This is a genomic window from Shewanella vesiculosa, assembly GCF_009994065.1.
Classification (GTDB): Bacteria; Pseudomonadota; Gammaproteobacteria; order Enterobacterales; family Shewanellaceae; genus Shewanella; species Shewanella vesiculosa.
In genome coordinates this window covers 120,275-139,417 of the sequence record NZ_JAACSD010000012.1, presented here as the reverse complement: position 1 = coordinate 139,417, position 19,143 = coordinate 120,275, and the positions used below count along the sequence as shown (strand labels likewise).

General features: G+C 41.9%; 10 protein-coding genes and 6 tRNA genes. 14 read left to right on the top strand and 2 right to left on the bottom strand.

Annotation, left to right across the window (positions count from 1 at the left end; all coding sequences use genetic code 11):
- Positions 1–284: 284 nt before the first annotated feature.
- Positions 285–2,867, bottom strand: coding sequence for a DNA mismatch repair protein MutS (gene mutS / locus GW828_RS14040; protein WP_273057996.1), 2,583 nt, complete (start codon positions 2,865–2,867; stop codon positions 285–287).
- A 285-nt stretch (positions 2,868–3,152) separates the two neighbouring features.
- On the opposite strand from mutS, the gene recA reads away from it, so the two are divergent.
- The 12 genes from recA (at position 3,153) to GW828_RS13980 (ending at position 13,620) form a co-directional block, all read left to right on the top strand.
- Positions 3,153–4,217, top strand: a complete 1,065-nt coding sequence (recA, locus tag GW828_RS14035; protein WP_182697904.1) for a recombinase RecA — start codon at positions 3,153–3,155, stop codon at positions 4,215–4,217.
- 768 nt (positions 4,218–4,985) lie between these two features.
- Positions 4,986–7,610 carry an alanine--tRNA ligase gene (gene alaS / locus GW828_RS14030; RefSeq protein WP_273057995.1) on the top strand — a complete coding sequence of 875 codons (2,625 nt, stop codon included), beginning with the start codon at positions 4,986–4,988 and terminating at the stop codon, positions 7,608–7,610.
- Positions 7,611–8,067: 457 nt separating this feature from the next.
- Complete coding sequence (csrA, locus tag GW828_RS14025) at positions 8,068–8,265, top strand: carbon storage regulator CsrA (RefSeq protein ID WP_011636538.1); 198 nt, start codon at positions 8,068–8,070, stop codon at positions 8,263–8,265.
- A 926-nt stretch (positions 8,266–9,191) separates the two neighbouring features.
- A tRNA-Ser gene (locus GW828_RS14020) sits at positions 9,192–9,283 on the top strand.
- A gap of 22 nt (positions 9,284–9,305) precedes the next feature.
- Positions 9,306–9,382 (top strand) — tRNA-Arg (locus tag GW828_RS14015).
- Between the two features lie 27 nt (positions 9,383–9,409).
- Positions 9,410–9,486 (top strand) — tRNA-Arg (locus tag GW828_RS14010).
- A 27-nt stretch (positions 9,487–9,513) separates the two neighbouring features.
- Positions 9,514–9,590: transfer RNA gene (locus tag GW828_RS14005), tRNA-Arg, on the top strand.
- A gap of 8 nt (positions 9,591–9,598) precedes the next feature.
- Positions 9,599–9,690, top strand: a tRNA-Ser gene (locus tag GW828_RS14000).
- Between the two features lie 71 nt (positions 9,691–9,761).
- Positions 9,762–9,838: transfer RNA gene (locus tag GW828_RS13995), tRNA-Arg, on the top strand.
- A gap of 601 nt (positions 9,839–10,439) precedes the next feature.
- Complete coding sequence (locus tag GW828_RS13990; RefSeq protein WP_124017572.1) at positions 10,440–10,682, top strand: OadG family transporter subunit; 243 nt, start codon at positions 10,440–10,442, stop codon at positions 10,680–10,682.
- 13 nt (positions 10,683–10,695) lie between these two features.
- Complete coding sequence (gene oadA / locus GW828_RS13985) at positions 10,696–12,480, top strand: sodium-extruding oxaloacetate decarboxylase subunit alpha (RefSeq protein WP_273057994.1); 1,785 nt, start codon at positions 10,696–10,698, stop codon at positions 12,478–12,480.
- A gap of 9 nt (positions 12,481–12,489) precedes the next feature.
- Positions 12,490–13,620, top strand: coding sequence for a sodium ion-translocating decarboxylase subunit beta (locus GW828_RS13980; protein WP_124017570.1), 1,131 nt, complete (start codon positions 12,490–12,492; stop codon positions 13,618–13,620).
- A 288-nt stretch (positions 13,621–13,908) separates the two neighbouring features.
- Here GW828_RS13980 and GW828_RS13975 read toward each other — a convergent pair whose 3' ends face one another.
- Positions 13,909–15,156, bottom strand: a complete 1,248-nt coding sequence (locus GW828_RS13975; protein WP_182697907.1) for a dicarboxylate/amino acid:cation symporter — start codon at positions 15,154–15,156, stop codon at positions 13,909–13,911.
- 565 nt (positions 15,157–15,721) lie between these two features.
- On the opposite strand from GW828_RS13975, the gene GW828_RS13970 reads away from it, so the two are divergent.
- Complete coding sequence (locus tag GW828_RS13970; protein ID WP_182697908.1) at positions 15,722–16,150, top strand: YqaA family protein; 429 nt, start codon at positions 15,722–15,724, stop codon at positions 16,148–16,150.
- A 58-nt stretch (positions 16,151–16,208) separates the two neighbouring features.
- Positions 16,209–19,064 (top strand): M16 family metallopeptidase, encoded by a 2,856-nt coding sequence (locus GW828_RS13965; RefSeq protein WP_273057993.1) that lies wholly within the window; start codon positions 16,209–16,211, stop codon positions 19,062–19,064.
- Positions 19,065–19,143 lie beyond the last annotated feature (79 nt).

The following is a 19,143-nucleotide window of genomic DNA, read 5'->3' as shown; positions in this document are numbered from 1 at the left end:
TCCCGACAATCAATACCAACGTGATTGATGTGATTGTGATTTATTGCTCACTATTCGATATGACAATTTAAGCTCAGTTCAGCAACTTGTTAGAAATACAATCCTATTGTCTATAGCCTATTTTATGCCTGTCTCACTCCCTCGGTACGTTTATCCTTTTGATGCAGTATATTGCTAACAGCTAATTAATAGTGGGTTTGCGTCAGTTAATCGTAAATATCAAATGGAAGTCTTTGCAGACTTCCACCGTTGTTATCGTCGCGAATAATCACTAGCACTATTTGTTAGCTCACGTTGTTTAAGCGCTTCAATTCATATAAATAATCTAATGCCTGTTTAGGGGTCAAATCATCAGGGTTAATTAGTGCTAACTTTTCCAATACTGCTGATGGCTCTGGCATTGGTGGTAATAAATTCATACTCACTTGAGCCTGATTATGTTGTGGGGAACTCATATCCCTATTTTCAAGTTGATGTAGCTTTTGTTTTGCCGCCTTAATGACCGCAGCGGGAACCCCGGCTAGCGCAGCGACTTGTAAGCCATAACTTTTACTTGCCGCACCTTCTTGCACTGAATGCATAAAGGCAATGGTGTCATCGTGTTCTATTGCATCTAGGTGCACATTCATTACTGATGGTAACAGCTCTGGCAGTTGGGTGAGTTCAAAATAATGAGTGGCAAATAATGTCAGTGCACTAACATTTTTCGCGAGATATTCTGCAGCAGACCATGCCAGCGATAGACCATCATAGGTTGAAGTACCGCGGCCTATCTCATCCATTAACACTAAACTGTTTGCGGTCGCATTATGCAAAATATTAGCCGTTTCGGTCATTTCAACCATAAAGGTGGAGCGACCAGATGCTAAATCGTCTGATGCGCCAATACGGGTGAATATCCGATCGATTTCACCAATTTGAGCTGAGTCAGCAGGAACAAAACAGCCTATGTGTGCCATTAATGTAATCAGTGCCACTTGACGCATATAGGTTGATTTACCGCCCATATTAGGGCCAGTTACAATAAGCATTTGCCGTTTAGGTGTTAATACCACAGGGTTAGCAATAAATGCCGCTTGACTGACGCGCTCTACCACAGGATGGCGTCCAGCATTGATATGAATACCAATATCCTGCGTCATTTGTGGACATTGATAATTAAGGGTTTCTGCACGCTCGGCAAAATTACTTAATATATCTAATTCAGCCGCTGCGCTGGCAAACTGTTGTAACTCTTGTAATTTAGGTAGTAATAAGTCAAAGAGCTGTTCCCACAGTTGTTTTTCAAGTGCGAGCGCTTTGCCCTGGCTTGAGAGTACCTTTTCTTCGTATTCTTTTAATTCTGGAGTGATATAACGTTCGGTGCCTTTAAGGGTTTGGCGACGTTGATAACTCAGTGGCACTCTATCAGCTTGTAAACGGCTGACTTCAATGTAGTAACCATGGACGCGGTTATAACCTACTTTTAAAGTGTTAATTCCAGTTTGCTGTTTCTCGCGAGCTTCAAGTTCGACTAAATAATCACTTGCGCCTTCACTTAACTTACGCCATTCGTCTAATTCATTATTGTAGCCCGTTCGGATTACGCCACCGTCACGAATTAATACTGGCGGATTATCAACAATTGCGCGTGCTAATAAATCGTGTTGTTCTGGAAACTCACCCAATAATTGAATTAAAGCTGTCAATCTTGGTTGTTGGCATACGGCTAATGTTTGTTGAATTTCAGGTAGCAGTGCTAGCGCTTGCTTTAAACGTGAAAAATCACGAGGTCTGGCGCTACGCAGTGCCAAACGAGCCATAATACGTTCAATATCGCCTAAAACCTTCAGCTGCTCATGTAGGGGTTGATATATATCTTGCTCAATCAACTCGCTTACGGCGTTATGGCGATATTGAATCGTTTGTCTATTTCGAAGTGGCTCATGGATCCAGCGTTGTAACATGCGACTGCCCATAGGCGTGGCAGTATTATCGAGTACCCACGACAGGGTATTTTCACGCCCACCAGACAAGTTTTGCGTTAATTCTAAGTTACGTCGCGTCGCGGCATCTAAAATAATGGATTCAGATTGGTTAAAACGCACAATCGAATTAATGTGTGGCAGTGCCATCTTTTGCGTATCTTTGACATACTGCATTAAACAACCAGCAGCTTGTAATGCTAAGCGTGCATCACTAATACCAAAGCCATGTAAATCTTTGGTACCAAATTGACCAAGCAGTAAATTTACGCAAGTATCATAATCAAATTCCCACTCTGGACGGCGACGAATACCTTTCATATTATTGATTAATAACATGTCAGTAAAATCTTCACTGTAGATCAACTCGGCAGGATTAGTACGTTGTAATTCAGCTTCTAGGGCTTCACGAGTAGGTAATTCAGCAACCACAAAACGACCTGATGAAATATCTAAGGTAGCGTATCCAAAACCGTTTTTACCTTGATAAAGCGCCGCCAGTAAATTGTCGTGTTTTTCTTGAAGTAAAGCCTCATCCGTTAAGGTACCAGGAGTCACAATGCGTACGACTTGACGCTCAACTGGGCCTTTTGATGTCGCAGGATCACCAATTTGCTCACAAATGGCTACAGACTGGCCGATATTGACTAGTTTAGCTAAATAGCCTTCTACAGCATGATAGGGGATTCCAGCCATTGGGATAGGATCGCCGCCGCTTTTTCCACGAGCAGTAAGTGAAATCCCCAGCATTTCAGAAGCGCGCTTAGCATCATCGTAAAACAACTCATAAAAATCACCCATTCGGTAAAACAATAACATATCAGGATGGGCCGCTTTTAAGCCTAAATACTGACGCATCATCGGGGTGTGTTTTTCTAAATCGCTGGTATCAATCACTGTCATTATGAACACTTCACTATTAATCAATCTTAGGACGTAAATCTTATGGGGCTAATCTTAACAATATTTGCCCCTAGGGTATAAATAGATTCAAACAAAAAAGTATATGGAGATAAAATATTGATGTAAAAAGGCAATTCGCTAAGGTTTAAAAAAAATTGCCCTCAGCACTTGATACTGTATGACTATACAGTATACTGATGAACATAATGAAATGGTTTACATCATTTCACCTAAGTCAAAATAGCATTTTACTAAACGTATTGAATGCCTTAAGAGGGTTTTATAATGAAGGTTGATCCAAACAAAGAGAAAGCGCTAGCCGCCGTATTAAGCCAAATTGAAAAGCAATTTGGTAAAGGCTCAATTATGAAGTTGGGCGAAGATCGCACAATGGATGTTGAAACTATCTCTACCGGTTCGCTTTCATTGGACATCGCACTTGGTGCGGGTGGTTTACCAATGGGACGTATCGTTGAGATTTACGGCCCAGAGTCATCAGGTAAAACCACATTAACTCTTGAAGTGATTGCCGCAGCGCAACGCGAAGGTAAAACCTGTGCGTTTATTGATGCTGAACATGCTCTTGACCCAATTTATGCCAAAAAGCTAGGCGTAGATATTGATAACTTACTTTGTTCACAGCCAGATACAGGCGAACAAGCACTAGAAATTTGTGATGCGTTAACGCGTTCAGGTGCGGTAGATGTTATCGTTGTCGATTCTGTTGCAGCATTAACACCAAAAGCAGAAATTGAAGGTGAAATTGGTGATTCGCATATGGGCCTTGCCGCGCGTATGATGAGCCAAGCGATGCGAAAACTTGCTGGTAACCTTAAGCAATCAAACACACTGCTTATTTTTATTAACCAAATTCGTATGAAAATTGGTGTAATGTTTGGTAGCCCAGAAACGACTACAGGTGGTAATGCACTTAAATTCTACGCATCTGTTCGTTTAGATATTCGTCGTACCGGTGCGATTAAAGATGGCGATGAAGTCATCGGTAATGAAACTCGCGTTAAAGTGGTTAAAAATAAGATTGCAGCTCCATTTAAGCAAGCTGAATTCCAGATCCTTTATGGACAAGGTATTAACCGTACCGGCGAACTAGTTGACTTAGGTGTTGCACACAAGCTGGTTGATAAAGCCGGTGCTTGGTACAGCTACAAAGGCGAAAAAATTGGTCAAGGCCGTGCCAATGCTGGTAAATTTTTGACTGAAAATCCAGCTATTGCTGATGAAATTAATACCACTCTTCGTGGCATGTTATTGAATGGTGGGGCTAACTCATCAGACTCAACCACTGAAAGTGATGAGAATATTGACCTTGAAACAGGTGAAGTATTCTAAATTAGCCAGTCATATTTATCGCGGTAGCGCTTCTGCGCGCCGCGAAAATTCCCGCCATAAAGTCGCCTCATTACAAGCACTCACCATCTTTTACACTCACCATATTTTAAACGTCATCCAGTCTAAATGTTGCAAATAATGGCAAACTCAGAGCCTTTTAAGTGACACTTGTCATGCACAATGGCTAATCTTTCCAGCTATAGTCAACACCGCTTTAAGCAAAAAAATATCTAAAGCCTTTAACACCCTTGGTATGCATTTATTTGTGTTTGCTAATGTTAAGGTGATTGCATCATTTTTAAGTAAAGTTGGGTACATTGAGAAATGTACGGCGACAAGTTGCTCTATCAAATGTCGGTTAGGCTAAATAATATCCTTTTTAATAACATCCTTTTTAATCACATTATTTCTTATCACATCACGATTGTGCTGATTACCAGACTCGCCAAAATGTTAACTATCTTGGTTTCTTATGCGTTTGATTTGGTTGCTTATCAGATTGATTAATAAAATTATGTCCTAGTCATGATCAACGAGCTTATTTATAGACAAGATAGAAATGCATATTCCGTTTAAATAATCAGTGGATTGAGTTCGCTATCTCCGTCATTATCGGGCCAGTAGATCGTTATTCTATCGATTTTTGTCGAGATTATAATCAACTGACTCAACTCGCTTCTTTCGACAAATTCAGTATATAATGCCTACATTTACTAGCTTGCATATCAAGCTCGTTACTTTTGTATTTTCTCTATTCAGGGCCATTTCATGTTTCAGACTACAGCAGAGTTAAGAAGTGCATTTTTAAAGTACTTTGAAGATAACGGACATCAGGTTGTTGATAGCAGCTCGCTCGTTCCCACTAACGACCCAACACTGTTATTTACCAATGCGGGTATGAATCAGTTTAAAGATGTGTTCCTCGGTATGGATAAGCGCAACTATAGCCGAGCAACAACATCACAACGTTGCGTTCGTGCTGGTGGTAAACATAACGATTTAGACAATGTGGGTTATACCGCTCGTCACCACACTTTTTTTGAAATGTTGGGTAATTTCAGTTTTGGCGATTATTTTAAAGAAGATGCGATTCGTTTTGCGTGGACCTTTTTAACTGAAACCCTCAAGCTGCCAAAAGATCGCTTATGTGTCACCATTTATGAAACAGATGACGAAGCCTATGAACTTTGGACGCAAAAAATTGGTGTTGCACCTGAAAATATGATCCGTATTGGTGATAATAAAGGTGGCGCGTTTGCGTCTGATAACTTCTGGCAGATGGGTGATACCGGACCTTGTGGCCCATGTAGCGAAATTTTCTATGATCATGGCGATCATATCTGGGGTGGTCGTCCTGGTACGCCTGAAGAAGACGGCGATCGCTTTATTGAAATCTGGAATATTGTATTTATGCAATATAACCGTCAAGCCGACGGTGAAATGTTGCCATTACCTAAACCTTCGGTTGATACAGGTATGGGCATTGAGCGTATTGCAGCAATTATGCAAGGTGTGCATTCAAACTACGAAATCGATATATTTAAGCAACTCATCGCAAAAACGGCTGAAATTATTGGTGTATCTGATTTAGAAAATAAATCATTACGGGTTATTGCTGATCATATACGTTCTTGTGCATTTTTAATTGCCGATGGTGTTATGCCATCAAACGAAGGCCGTGGTTATGTATTGCGTCGTATTATTCGTCGCGCAGTTCGTCACGGTAATAAGCTTGGTGCTACCGATGCATTTTTCTATAAGTTAGTCCCAACACTCATTAGCGTTATGGGTGATGCAGCTAATGGTTTAAAACAAACACAAGCCATTGTTGAAAAAGCCTTAAAAGCAGAAGAAGAGCAGTTTGCTCGTACACTTGAGCGTGGCTTAGTGATTTTGGATGGTGCGCTAAATACGCTACAAGGTAATACTTTAGATGGTGAAACGGTATTTAAACTGTATGACACTTATGGTTTTCCAGTTGATTTAACCGCTGATGTTTGTCGTGAACGTGATATTAATGTTGATGAAGCAGGCTTTGAAGTCGCAATGGCGGAGCAAAGAAGTCGCGCACAAGCCGCAGGTAACTTTGGCGCAGATTATAATAGCCAATTAATTATTGATGCAGAAACCGCATTCAGTGGTTATACCGAGTTAACTGGTCAGCCTAATGTGATTGGTTTATATGTTGACGGTAAAGCGGTTGATACTGTGGTTGCCGGTCAAGATGCCGTTGTTGTGCTAGATAATACGCCATTCTATGCAGAGTCAGGTGGACAGGTGGGCGATAAAGGTCAACTGACAGCTGAAGGTTTACTGTTTATTGTTAACGACACGCAAAAGTTTGGCCCTGCTATTGGTCATGAAGGTCAATTAAGCCAAGGCAAATTAGTTATCGGTCAGCAGTTAATTGCGCAAGTGGATAAAAATTTACGTCATCGTACTCAGTTAAATCATTCCGTCACTCACTTACTGCATGCTGCATTACGTCAAGTGTTAGGCTCGCATGTGTCTCAGAAGGGCTCATTAGTTAACCCTGAGCGCTTACGTTTTGACTTTGCTCATTTTGAAGCAGTTAAAGCTTCAGAGTTGAAAGCGGTTGAAGATCTAGTCAATACTCAAATTCGCCGTAACCATGAACTTTGCACCACAGAAATGGCCATTGACGAAGCCAAAGAAAAAGGCGCCATGGCATTATTTGGTGAGAAATACGATGACCAAGTCCGCGTGGTGACTATGGGGGATTTCTCTATCGAGCTATGTGGTGGTACTCATGTTGGCCGTACTGGTGATATTGGGTTATTTAAAATCACTTCTGAGGGCGGTATTGCTGCCGGTGTGCGTCGTATTGAAGCTGTCACAGGTATCGCAGCAATGGCTTATATTGCCGATCAACAAGCAGTATTAGATGAAGCTGCGCAATTACTTAAATCAGACAGTGCTTCAGTTGTGGCTAAGTTAAAAGCCCAGTTAGATAAAGTGAAGCAATTAGAAAAAGATTTGTCGCAGTTAAAAGATAAGTTAGCTGCAGCAGCCAGTGCCGATATGGCGGGTGATGCAGTCGACATCAATGGGGTTAAGTTGTTAGTTAAGCAGCTTGATGGCATTGATCCTGGTTCACTTCGTGGTTTACAAGATGAGCTGAAACAAAAGCTTAAATCTGCGATTATTGTCTTAGGTACGTCTAAAGACGGTAAAGTTAACTTAATTGCTGGTGTCAGCAATGATTTAACTAAAAAAGTTAAAGCGGGTGAGTTAGTGGCAATGGTCGCACAGCAGGTTGGCGGTAAGGGCGGCGGACGCCCAGATATGGCTCAAGCGGGTGGTACTCAGCCTGAGAATTTAGCCGCTGCATTAGCCTTGGTTGCACCTTGGGTAAACGAACGTTTAAGCTAATTAAATCTGTAAATTAACGATTTATCGGCAATTGAGTCATAAAGTCTACTATATGCAGCTTTATGACTTGAGTGCTATCAGTAGATTTGGCATAGTGAACTAACTTGCTAACAGTAAAAGCGTTTAAAAGGATTACCAGTGTCAGACAATGCTTTTTTTTGTGCTCAAGTGTAGTACTCTGATTTGGTATTTGTTTTTCCATTGCTAGCGTTTTTGTTATTGGTTTGCCGTATTGGATTGTTTAACCAGCGAGTCGTATCGTGAATGTGATTAATTGACGGTTAACCTCGTTTCAAAAGATGAAAATCATCAAGTTTTATGATTTCTTAAGAGAATATGCTTTATAAACCGACGTATTCAGAAATTGATACTATGATTTTATGTAAAGCAGACCTTATAATGAGCGCATATTACGGATAAAGCGTGTTATGCAGATTGAACTTAAAGGAGCAATCGAATGCTAATTTTGACTCGTCGTGTAGGCGAAACATTAATGATCGGTGACGAAGTCACAGTTACTGTGTTAGGTGTTAAAGGTAACCAGGTACGTATCGGTGTCAATGCACCTAAAGAAGTCTCTGTTCATCGTGAAGAGATCTATCAACGTATTCAGTCTGAGAAGTCAGGTACCCCTTCTGAAGGTGGTAATTACTAAGTTCGAGCATATTTGATCGATATCAAAAAAGTCAGCATTTGCTGACTTTTTTGTTTTCTGCACGAGAGATATTTCTGGCGGTTAAACAGGGCGGTTAAGTTTATATCCAGTATGGTTAGTCAAAGCGCTACATATTATTTAAGTTAAGGCTTACTCGCATCTGTGTACCACAGCAGAGTGATTATATTGATAATAGATAGCACATTCATCTATACACGAGCGAAGACTAAATACAGGAGCGCTCAGGCGTGTTAGTTGCCCTTTCTTCAACGACGAGCCCAATCCGTTATCGCAGTGATCCAATAGGAGGATGCCTATTCTATGTTGCAACGCAAAATGCTTTGTCTCTTGGCTTACCCTCCAGATGAGGTTGAAGTATTAGCTCTACGCGAGTGATATTAAAAACAAGCCTGCATGGCTTTGATTAAGACCTTGTTAAAGTATCTTACTGACACTCTAATATGAGCATTGGAAATCGCTTGGTTTTATTGTGTTGAGTCAGCATTAATCTATCTCAAACGATTTGCCCTAGTTGAGCTGGCATTAAGTGGTCAATTATCGTTCAGGTTATCAACTACATAAAAAATACTTAAACCGTTCATGTTAATCATTATGGTCACATTAATTATGACAAATGGCCTGGCGAAATTTTAATCTTCAAAACCTCGTCTAAGTTAGTTAATTGATATGCTGATAATGTCGTTTGTAAAAAAAGTTTTTTATCGCTAAATTTCTAACAGACTTAACAGCGAGATAATGAGATGAAGGAAGATTATTTAAATCAATTTTCACTGAAAAGACCACTGTTTTTGTGACTATTTGAGTCTATTATCCCCAATGTGCTTAAAAACACTCCAAATGAAGTTAGGTTTCCTAAAAAGGGTTTGACTTATTTTCATCAAACAGTAATATGTGCGCCAAGAAACGGAGAGGTGGCCGAGTGGCCGAAGGCGCTCCCCTGCTAAGGGAGTATGGGCTTTAAATCCCATCGAGGGTTCGAATCCCTCCTTCTCCGCCATTTCTTACGATAGATATACGATGCGGATGTAGCTCAGCTGGATAGAGTACCTGGCTACGAACCAGGCGGTCGGAGGTTCGACTCCTCCCATCCGCACCATTATCTATTATAGTGTTAAACATGAATGCGCGTGTAGCTCAGCTGGATAGAGTACCTGGCTACGAACCAGGCGGTCGGAGGTTCGACTCCTCCCACGCGCACCATTCATGTTTCACTAAAACCCAATTTATGCGCGTGTAGCTCAGCTGGATAGAGTACCTGGCTACGAACCAGGCGGTCGGAGGTTCGACTCCTCCCACGCGCACCATATATTGCGGAGAGGTGGCCGAGTGGCCGAAGGCGCTCCCCTGCTAAGGGAGTATGGGCTTTAAATCCCATCGAGGGTTCGAATCCCTCCTTCTCCGCCATTCATTAAGTATAGTTAGCAGTTTAATGCTAACTACAGCGATACTGATGAATGGCATGTTGTAACGATTTTGCGCGTGTAGCTCAGCTGGATAGAGTACCTGGCTACGAACCAGGCGGTCGGAGGTTCGACTCCTCCCACGCGCACCATAATAAAAAAGCCCTGCATTATTGCAGGGCTTTTTTTATGGTTCATTTTTAGACTATTTTCTTATCCACGCCTAAGCCCTTTATCAACAAAAGCTGATATTTACATCTTTATTCACTTATCTCCCAAGTCGTGATTTGTTATTCATTTTATCAAGCTGTAAAATCAATAAAATATGACTCATATCGTTGTTCTTATCATGGTTTTACTAATTTAAAGCTTATTAAGCGAAATTCATTGATGATTTAATAAATTATGCCTGTATTTATTGAGATTTATTGATCCAACCTCATCTAATATCACTAATTTGGTAAGACCAATTTACAAAAAGATAGCATTGTGGCGCTAATTTGTTTATATTTTGTGACGGTTTTTTGGGTTTTAATCTCAGTTTGCTATTTTACCATGAAAATACAACTTCATTGAATACGCGTTCAATATGAATATTTATGCTTTATTGAATAGTTGATGCGCTTTATGTAATCGTTAACGGTGTTCCTGTCTTGGTGCAGGTTTGTGATATTGCACCGCGATCGCGCATTAGCGCACGATACATAATAGCCAGCGCGATAGTTTGATGTTTACTAGAAAAAGTGAGGACACATGACATCGATATCAGAGCAGTTATCTGATGCACTTGGCATTATGGTAATGGGCATGGGCTTAGTATTTATTTTTTTGAGTATCTTAATCATTGGTATTGGCATTGTTGCCAAGCTTTTTCCTGCACCTATCGAGGAGCCTGTCACTGGGCCAGCAACGACAGGTTGTGCAAAAACCGTTGGGATAGATCCTAAGTTGGTTGCCGCTATCACTTCTGCGATACATCAATACCGCGCAAAATAATTTTGGAGTCATTATGATCAAGCCGTTAGCATTAACCGATGTTGTCCTGCGTGACGCACACCAATCAATACTCGCAACACGTTTACGTATTGACGATATGTTACCTATTGCACCACTGTTAGACAATATAGGCTTTTGGTCTCTTGAGTCATGGGGAGGGGCCACATTTGACTCTTGTATTCGCTATTTAGGTGAAGACCCTTGGGATCGCATTCGTGAACTCAAAAAAGCCATGCCTAATACCCCGCAGCAAATGTTGCTTCGAGGCCAAAATTTATTAGGTTATCGTCATTATGCCGATGATGTTGTTACGCGTTTTGTCGAACGAGCGCATGCCAATGGTGTCGATGTATTTCGTATTTTTGATGCGATGAACGACGTGCGTAATCTTGAAACCGCGGTTAAAGCGGTTAAAAATGTTGGCGGTCATGCTCAAGGAACAATTTCTTTCACTACTAGCCCAGTTCATTCTGTTGATACTTGGGTCGATATGGCAAAGCGTTTAGAAGATATGGGCGCTGATTCATTATGCATTAAAGACATGGCTGGTTTACTTAAACCGATGCAAGCTTACGATCTGATCAGCCGTTTAAAATCGCAAACCGACCTAATGGTGTCGATGCATTGTCATGCAACAACGGGCCTGAGCACGGCTACATATCAAAAAGCCATTGAAGCGGGTGTTGATGTGCTCGATACCGCTATCTCTTCAATGAGCCAGACTTACGGCCACAGCGCCACAGAAACCTTAGTGGCTATGGTTGAAGATACTGACAGAGCAACCGGTTACGATATGGTGTTGCTAGAAGAGATTGCCGCTTACTTTCGTGAGGTGCGTAAAAAGTATGTGCGTTTCGAAGGTGCATTAAAAGGTATCGACTCACGTATTTTACGCGCTCAAGTGCCTGGTGGCATGTTAACCAACATGGAAAATCAATTAAAAGAGCAGGGTGCTGCTGATAAAATGGATGCTGTGCTTGAGGAGATCCCGCGGGTGCGTGAAGACTTAGGATTTCTTCCATTAGTCACCCCAACATCACAAATTGTTGGTTCGCAATCGGTGATTAACGTATTAATGGGCGAGCGTTATAAGTCCATGACCAAAGAAACCGAAGGCGTGCTAAAAGGCGAATACGGTGCGACGCCAGCGCCGGTTAATGCTGAGCTTCAGGCTAGAGTGTTAAAAGGCGAGCAGCCTATTACTTGTCGGCCGGCAGATTTGATTGCACCCGAACTCGACAAACTACGTACTGAGTTAGCTGAAATATCTGCAGATCAAGGTATCTCGTTAGCTGCAGAAGTTGACGATGATGTAATGACTTACGCCTTGTTCAATCAAATTGGTCTGCAATTTCTTAAAAATCGCGGTAATCCGGATGCATTTGAACCTATACCAAGCGCCGACGATCTTAACGTTAAAGTCGATAGCGGCCCTGCAACGTATCGCGTCAATGTAGAAGGTCAGCATTTTGTCGTCGAAGTCAGCGAAGGAGGGGAAATAAGTCACATTGCGCCAGCTTCCGCTTCAGCCGCGCCAGCAGTTGCAACGCCAACTCAAATTGCCTCACCGCCTGCAGGCGAGGTTAAGTGCACTATGGCTGCGCCATTATCGGGTAATATTTTTAAAGTGCTAGTGAGCAATGGTCAAGCGGTAACAAGCGGTGAAGTGATCATCATCCTTGAAGCAATGAAAATGGAAACTGAAATTCGCGCTCAACAAGATGGTGTTGTCACTCAGTTAGTAGTTAAACAAGGTGACAGCGTAACCGTAGGTTCAGCATTGTTATCATTAGCATAAGAGGTCGAGATGGAAGGATTATTGGCCTTTTGGGCAGAAACGGGTATCGCTAACTTTACTGGTGGCCAACTGCTAATGATGGCTGTTGGTTGTTTGTTATTATTTTTAGCAATAATGAAAGGTTTTGAACCGTTATTATTATTACCCATTGGATTTGGGGCAATATTAGCCAACATTCCTAATGCCGGCTTTACTGATGAAGGTGGTTTATTATTTTACGCTTATCATGTTGGGATCGAGACTGGGGTGTTCCCGTTACTCATCTTCATGGGTGTCGGTGCATTAACTGATTTCGGCGCACTAATTGCTAACCCTAAAACGCTACTACTGGGTGCGGCTGCACAATTTGGTATTTTTGCCACCTTGCTCGGTGCTATTGCCTTAAATTGGGTGCCTGGGTTTGAGTTTAGTATGCAAGATGCTGCAGCCATTGCGATTATTGGTGGTGCAGACGGTCCAACAGCGATTTTCTTAGCCTCTAAACTCGCGCCAGAATTGTTAGGGGCAATTGCTGTTGCTGCATATTCATATATGGCACTCGTGCCGCTTATTCAGCCGCCAATTATGAAACTGCTCACGACCAAAGCCGAGCGTGAAATCAAAATGGAGCAATTGCGTGAGGTCAGTAAGAAAGAGAAAATTATTTTCCCACTGATGGTGCTTGGTTTAACCATTTTGTTTTTACCCGCGGCAACGCCCTTAATCGGCATGTTCTGTTTGGGTAATTTAATGCGCGAATCTGGCGTGGTTGATCGTTTATCAAAGACAGCTCAGAACGAGTTAATCAATATAGTGACGATCTTTTTAGGTCTAGCCGTTGGGTCTAAGTTATCTGCGGATCAATTTCTACGTATCGAAACGTTAGGTATTTTAATCCTGGGGGCGGTTGCGTTCAGTATTGGTACTGCTTCTGGTGTATTGATGGCTAAATTAATGAGTAAGCTTTCTGGTGGAAAAATTAATCCACTTATTGGTGCCGCTGGGGTTTCTGCTGTGCCAATGGCTGCCCGTGTGGTTAATAAAGTTGGTTTAGAGGCTAACAACCAAAACTTCTTGCTGATGCACGCGATGGGACCTAACGTTGCCGGTGTTTTGGGCAGTGCTGTCGCTGCTGGTGTGTTATTGGCTGTTTTGGGCTAAAGCGTCTATTTTCTGCTTAAGCAGACTCATCAATATGCAGCCTAAATCTTAATGACTTTGGGCTGTCTACTGAGTCTACTAAGTTGATTTGATTCGTCTGTTTACTGTTGATTATTATGGGGATGGTGGGATTAAAATGGTCTAATTTTGCTTAGCTGTTTTAATCTTTAAAGCGGTTACTGTGGTATTTAGTCTTACGAAGAGAGATTTGTCTTTGCAATTAATAGCAATAAGCCAGCACGATAAAGTGCTGGCTTATTCATTTATACAATATTGTTTTCGGTGTTATTAAGCTGTTTGTTCAATTGGCTTGTCATCCGAGTAAAACTGTTCAACATCAAGCTGACCTTCGCTCTTACCAATAACAACCGCGGTCATCATGTCGCCAGTGACATTCGTTGCTGTGCGGATCATGTCAATAATACGGTCAATAGCCGCAATAAAGGCGATACCTTCAAGTGGTAAGCCTATTACGCCTAATGTCACAGTTAACATCACCATCGCACTACCTGGCACACCTGCGGTACCGACAGACGCGACCGTTGCCGTGACTGCAATCAACATATAGTCAGTCATGTCGAGCGGGATACCGTAAATTTGTGCAATAAAAATGGCGGCAATCGCAGGGTAAATACCACCACAACCGTCCATGTTCATTGTTGCGCCCAAGGGTAATACAAACGCACTGTATCGTTTTGATACGCCCATCGCCTCTGAACAACGGGTACTGGCAGGTAAGGTTCCGAAACTTGATGCAGTACTGAAGGCTACGATTTGCGCTGGCATGGCTTTACGGAAAAATTGCACAGGACTTAACCCTGCAGCAAACTTTACTAACCCGCCGTAAACAAAAATGATATGGATGAGTGCGGCAATATAAATCGCCATAATAAACTTACCTAATGGTAATAATGTGCTCAAACCATACTCACCTACAACCCACGCCATTAGGCCAAATACGCCAATTGGTGTCAGTTTTAGCACCATACGGGTTAATTGAAACATCACTTCAGCACCAGCTTCAATAACGTTCTTTAACGGTGCGGCTTTTTCGCCGACTGCATTAATGGCAATACCAACTAGCGCGGCAAATACGATGATTTGCAACACATTGCCATCAGCTAATGATGCAAACGGATTGACTGGGATCATGTTGAGCAACACTTGGGCGAAGCCTGGAATATCACGCTCGCGCACCTCTGTTGTGGCTAAAGCAAGATTGCCGCCCATATCGATCAGACTGCCGACCGTTAAGCCAATAAATGAAGCAATTGTGCCGGTAAACATAAACATGGCTAACGTTTTAAAGCTTAAACGCTTTAAATTACCCTGCGAGCCTAGAGAGGTAATGCTGACCACAATGGCACAAAATACTAAAGGCGCGACCAGCATTTTAATGGCACTAATAAACAAATCACCCAGCGGTTTTAACATTATCGCCGATTCGCCTAATCCGACACCTGTGAGTGTGCCTAAAACAAAGCCAGCAATGACTTTCTGCCAAAAAGGGATGCGTTTGAGGGTTTGCAATATCATGAAAGTTCCAAATTATGTCATTATGGCGCTACTCAATTTGAGTAGACAAGGTCGTTGTGCGAGACTCATTATGTTTATTAATGAGTTATGAATTACTAAAAAGTTAACCCCTCTATTGGCGACATCGTGCGATATTACTGGCTAGTCTTTAAAAAAATAGCCGATGTTAACGCTTAATAACGATCAATTAAATTCGTTAAGGTTAATAAATATTAATCGTATTGTATGAAGTGATCCAATGACAAACAACGTTATTTTATTATAACTTATAAGAATAAATAAATTTGTTATTATAACTTTAAGTATTTCACTCCCTATTAACGTATTTGCATGATAACGACTTTAATTTTGTCAGTTTAGTCAGAAAAGCTTGCGTTTTTTGCGTAATTCATCGTTTTACCACTAGGGTGTTTAGGTCAATATCTTGGCCGAGATATATCATTTTAAGATTGATGCACCGGATCTTGAGCGAGATATGTTGGGCTTATATACATATTAAAGGTCCAATAAAAATAAATTGAATAGTGAACATAATGAAACTATTAATGCGTATTAAGGTCTATTGATGACAAATTTATGGTTAATGTTCAGCGGCGCGTTTTTAGCCGCCACCTTACTGCCTGGTGGCTCTGAAGTCTTACTGGTAGCGTTACTTAATCAAACCCCCTCTTCATGGCTTGAATTATTGATACTGGCTAGTATCGGAAATACACTCGGGGCGATAACCAGTTATGGTCTTGGTCGAGCAGGGCGATTAGCCAAAAATCCTCAAGATATTCAAAGCCGACAATATCGTTATGCGCTTGCGTGGATAGAAAAATATGGTACGTGGGCGTTACTGTTATCTTGGTTACCAATAATTGGTGATTTATTATGTTTACTGGCTGGATGGCTTAAAATTCCTATTGTGCCGGCATCATTTTTTATGTTTGTCGGTAAGCTTATCCGTTATAGCCTCATAGTGTTACTGGTGATGTATTCGGTCGATTTTTGATAGCCATTATCTGTGTAACCGTCATGGTTATATTTGTTATAAAAGGAAGGAATCAGTTTTGAAACTAAATGTAAATAAATGGATACTGGCTGCTGCCATCAGCGCAGCGTTGAGTGGTTGTGCATACAACGCTCAGCAAGCATCGAGTTTACCCCAAGGTGTCACCTTAATCGAAATCGCGACCCCGCAAGAAAACCAAGTGAGTATTCCCTATAAAAAATATCAGTTAGCCAATGGTTTAACGGTTATTTTACATCAAGATAAGTCAGATCCTTTGGCTCATGTCGATGTGACTTATCATGTGGGATCGGCGCGAGAACTAGCAGGGCGCAGTGGTTTTGCCCATTTATTTGAGCACATGATGTTTCAAGGTTCACAGCACGTTGAGGATGAACAACATTTTAAAGTGGTGACCGAAGCGGGCGGAACATTAAACGGCAGTACTAATACTGATAGAACCAATTACTTTGAAACGGTTCCGAGTAACCAGTTAGAAAAAATGCTGTGGTTAGAGTCGGATCGTATGGGTTTTTTACTGCCAGCGCTCACCAGCGAAAAATTTGAGGTGCAACGTGAAACCGTTAAAAATGAGCGCGCTCAGCGCATCGATAACCGCCCTTATGGTCGTTTGAATGAACGTTTTAACCAAGCATTCTATCCCGCTAGCCATCCTTATTCATGGCCTGTTATTGGTTGGCCAGACGACTTAAATCGCGCCACAGTCGATGACGTTAAACATTTTTTCCAACGTTGGTATGGACCTAACAATGCCACCTTAACCATTGGTGGTGACATTGATGAAATGCAAACATTGGCGTGGGTGAATAAATATTTTGGGGAAATTCCAGCGGGACCAGTCGTCAAGCCTGAAGCGAAAACCATGGTCACATTGGATAAAACTCGCTATATCTCGATGGAAGATAAAGTACACCTACCGCTTATTTACGTCGGGTTTCCAACCGTTTATGCGCAGCACAAAGACGAGGCAGCCCTCGATTTACTGGCTAATATTCTTGGCGGCGGTAAAACATCACTGATTTATAAGAATTTAGTTAAAGATGGCTATGCAGTGCAAGCTGCGGTCAGTCATCCATGCCAAGAGCTGGCTTGTCAGTTATCACTTTATGCAGTGGCCAATCCCGCTAAAGGTGGCAGTCTTGCCGATCTTGAAACTCGAATTAATCAGACTATCAATGAGTTTGAACAACGTGGCGTAACCGACGATGACTTACAAAAAGTGAAAGTGCAGTTCGAAGCAAATACTATTTTTGGTATGCAGAGTGTGGCCGGTAAAGTGTCCACCCTTGCTGCGAACCAAACCTTCTTTGGTCAGCCTGACATGGTGGCATCTGATTTAGCTCGTTATGCTAACGTCACCAAAGCCGATGTGATGCGCGTTTTCAATACTTACATTAAAAACAAACCCATGGTGGTGATGAGTATTGTCCCTGAAGGGCAAACGCAATTGATTGCTCATGCAGACAATTTTATACCAACCACTATGCCTATTGCACAAGAAGCTGTCACAGGATTAACCGACATCACTTTTGCAAAGTCTTCATTTAATCGCAATAAAATGCCTTCATCTGCTGCAGCACCTTTGTTAACCGTTCCGCAATTGTGGGACAGCAAGCTTGCCAATGGCATCGAAGTGATGGGCACTGAAAGTGATGAAACTCCAACCGTTGAACTGCTTATTTATCTTGATGGTGGTCATCGATTAGACCCAGCTAACAAAGCCGGTTTAGCAGAATTAACTGCATCTATGCTTAATGAGTCAAGCGAGCTGCGAAGCAGTGAAGATTTAGCTGGCGCGCTTGATATGCTTGGGTCATCCATTAGCTTTGGTTCCAGTGATTCACAAAGTTATATCAAGGTATCGAGTTTGACCGAAAATCTTGATGCTACGCTGGCACTGGTTAAAGAGCGTTTGTTTAGTCCTGGTTTTGTTGCCGCTGATTTTGAACGGGTTAAGCAACAACAATTGCAAGGCTTACAACATCAGCTGTCCGATGCTAACTATCTCGCTAGCACAGGTTTTTCTGCCTTGTTGTATGGTGAAAATAGTCCGTTGGGCATAAGCAGTGATGGTACGATTAACACCATATCAGCGTTAACTCTTGATGATGTGAAGCAGTTTTATCATCAGCAGTACCGTGCCGGTAATGCTCAGATGGTGGTGGTATCAGACTTAAGCCAGCAGCAGATCATGCCGAAGTTGTCGATGTTTGCTCAGTGGCAAGGTGAGGCAACGCACTTTGCTGCATTACCTGCCTTGCCAACCCACCCAAAAAATATCGTTTATCTGATTGATAAACCGGGTGCGGCTCAATCGGTTATTAATATTGGTCAGGTGTCGTTACCCTATGATGCTACCGGTGATTTCTTTAAAGCCTATTTGATGAACTATCCATTAGGTGATGCGTTTAATAGTCGAGTTAATCTAAATTTACGTGAAGATAAAGGTTACACCTATGGTGCTCGCACTCAATTTAGTGGTGGTGAAGATACCGGTAAATTTATGGCTTATGCCAGTGTGAGAAGTGATGTCACAGGCTTATCTTTGGCTGAGTTTGTCAAAGAAATTAACGCTTACCAAGCGTCAGGTATGACAGACGAAGAAAGTGCCTTTATGCGCAGTTCAATTGCCCAAAGCCAAGCATTAGAATACGAAACACCGTATCAAAAAGCGGGCTTCTTAAGAATGATCCAACGCTATCAGTTAGCTCAAGATTTTACCGCTGAGCAAGACCAAATCGTCAACAGTATTTCGACGGATGAACTAAATAAATTGGCCAGTAAGTTACTTAATATCAACGATATGGTTATGTTGGTGGTGGGAGATAAAACCACAGTTGAACCGCAACTAAAAGCGCTAGGATATCAGGTTGAAATGGTCACGCTTGCTGACTAGTTGAACACTTGTTCCTAATAGGGTTAACAGTCGCCTTGAAATAAGTTAATGTTAACCCTATATAGATATAGCCCAAGCT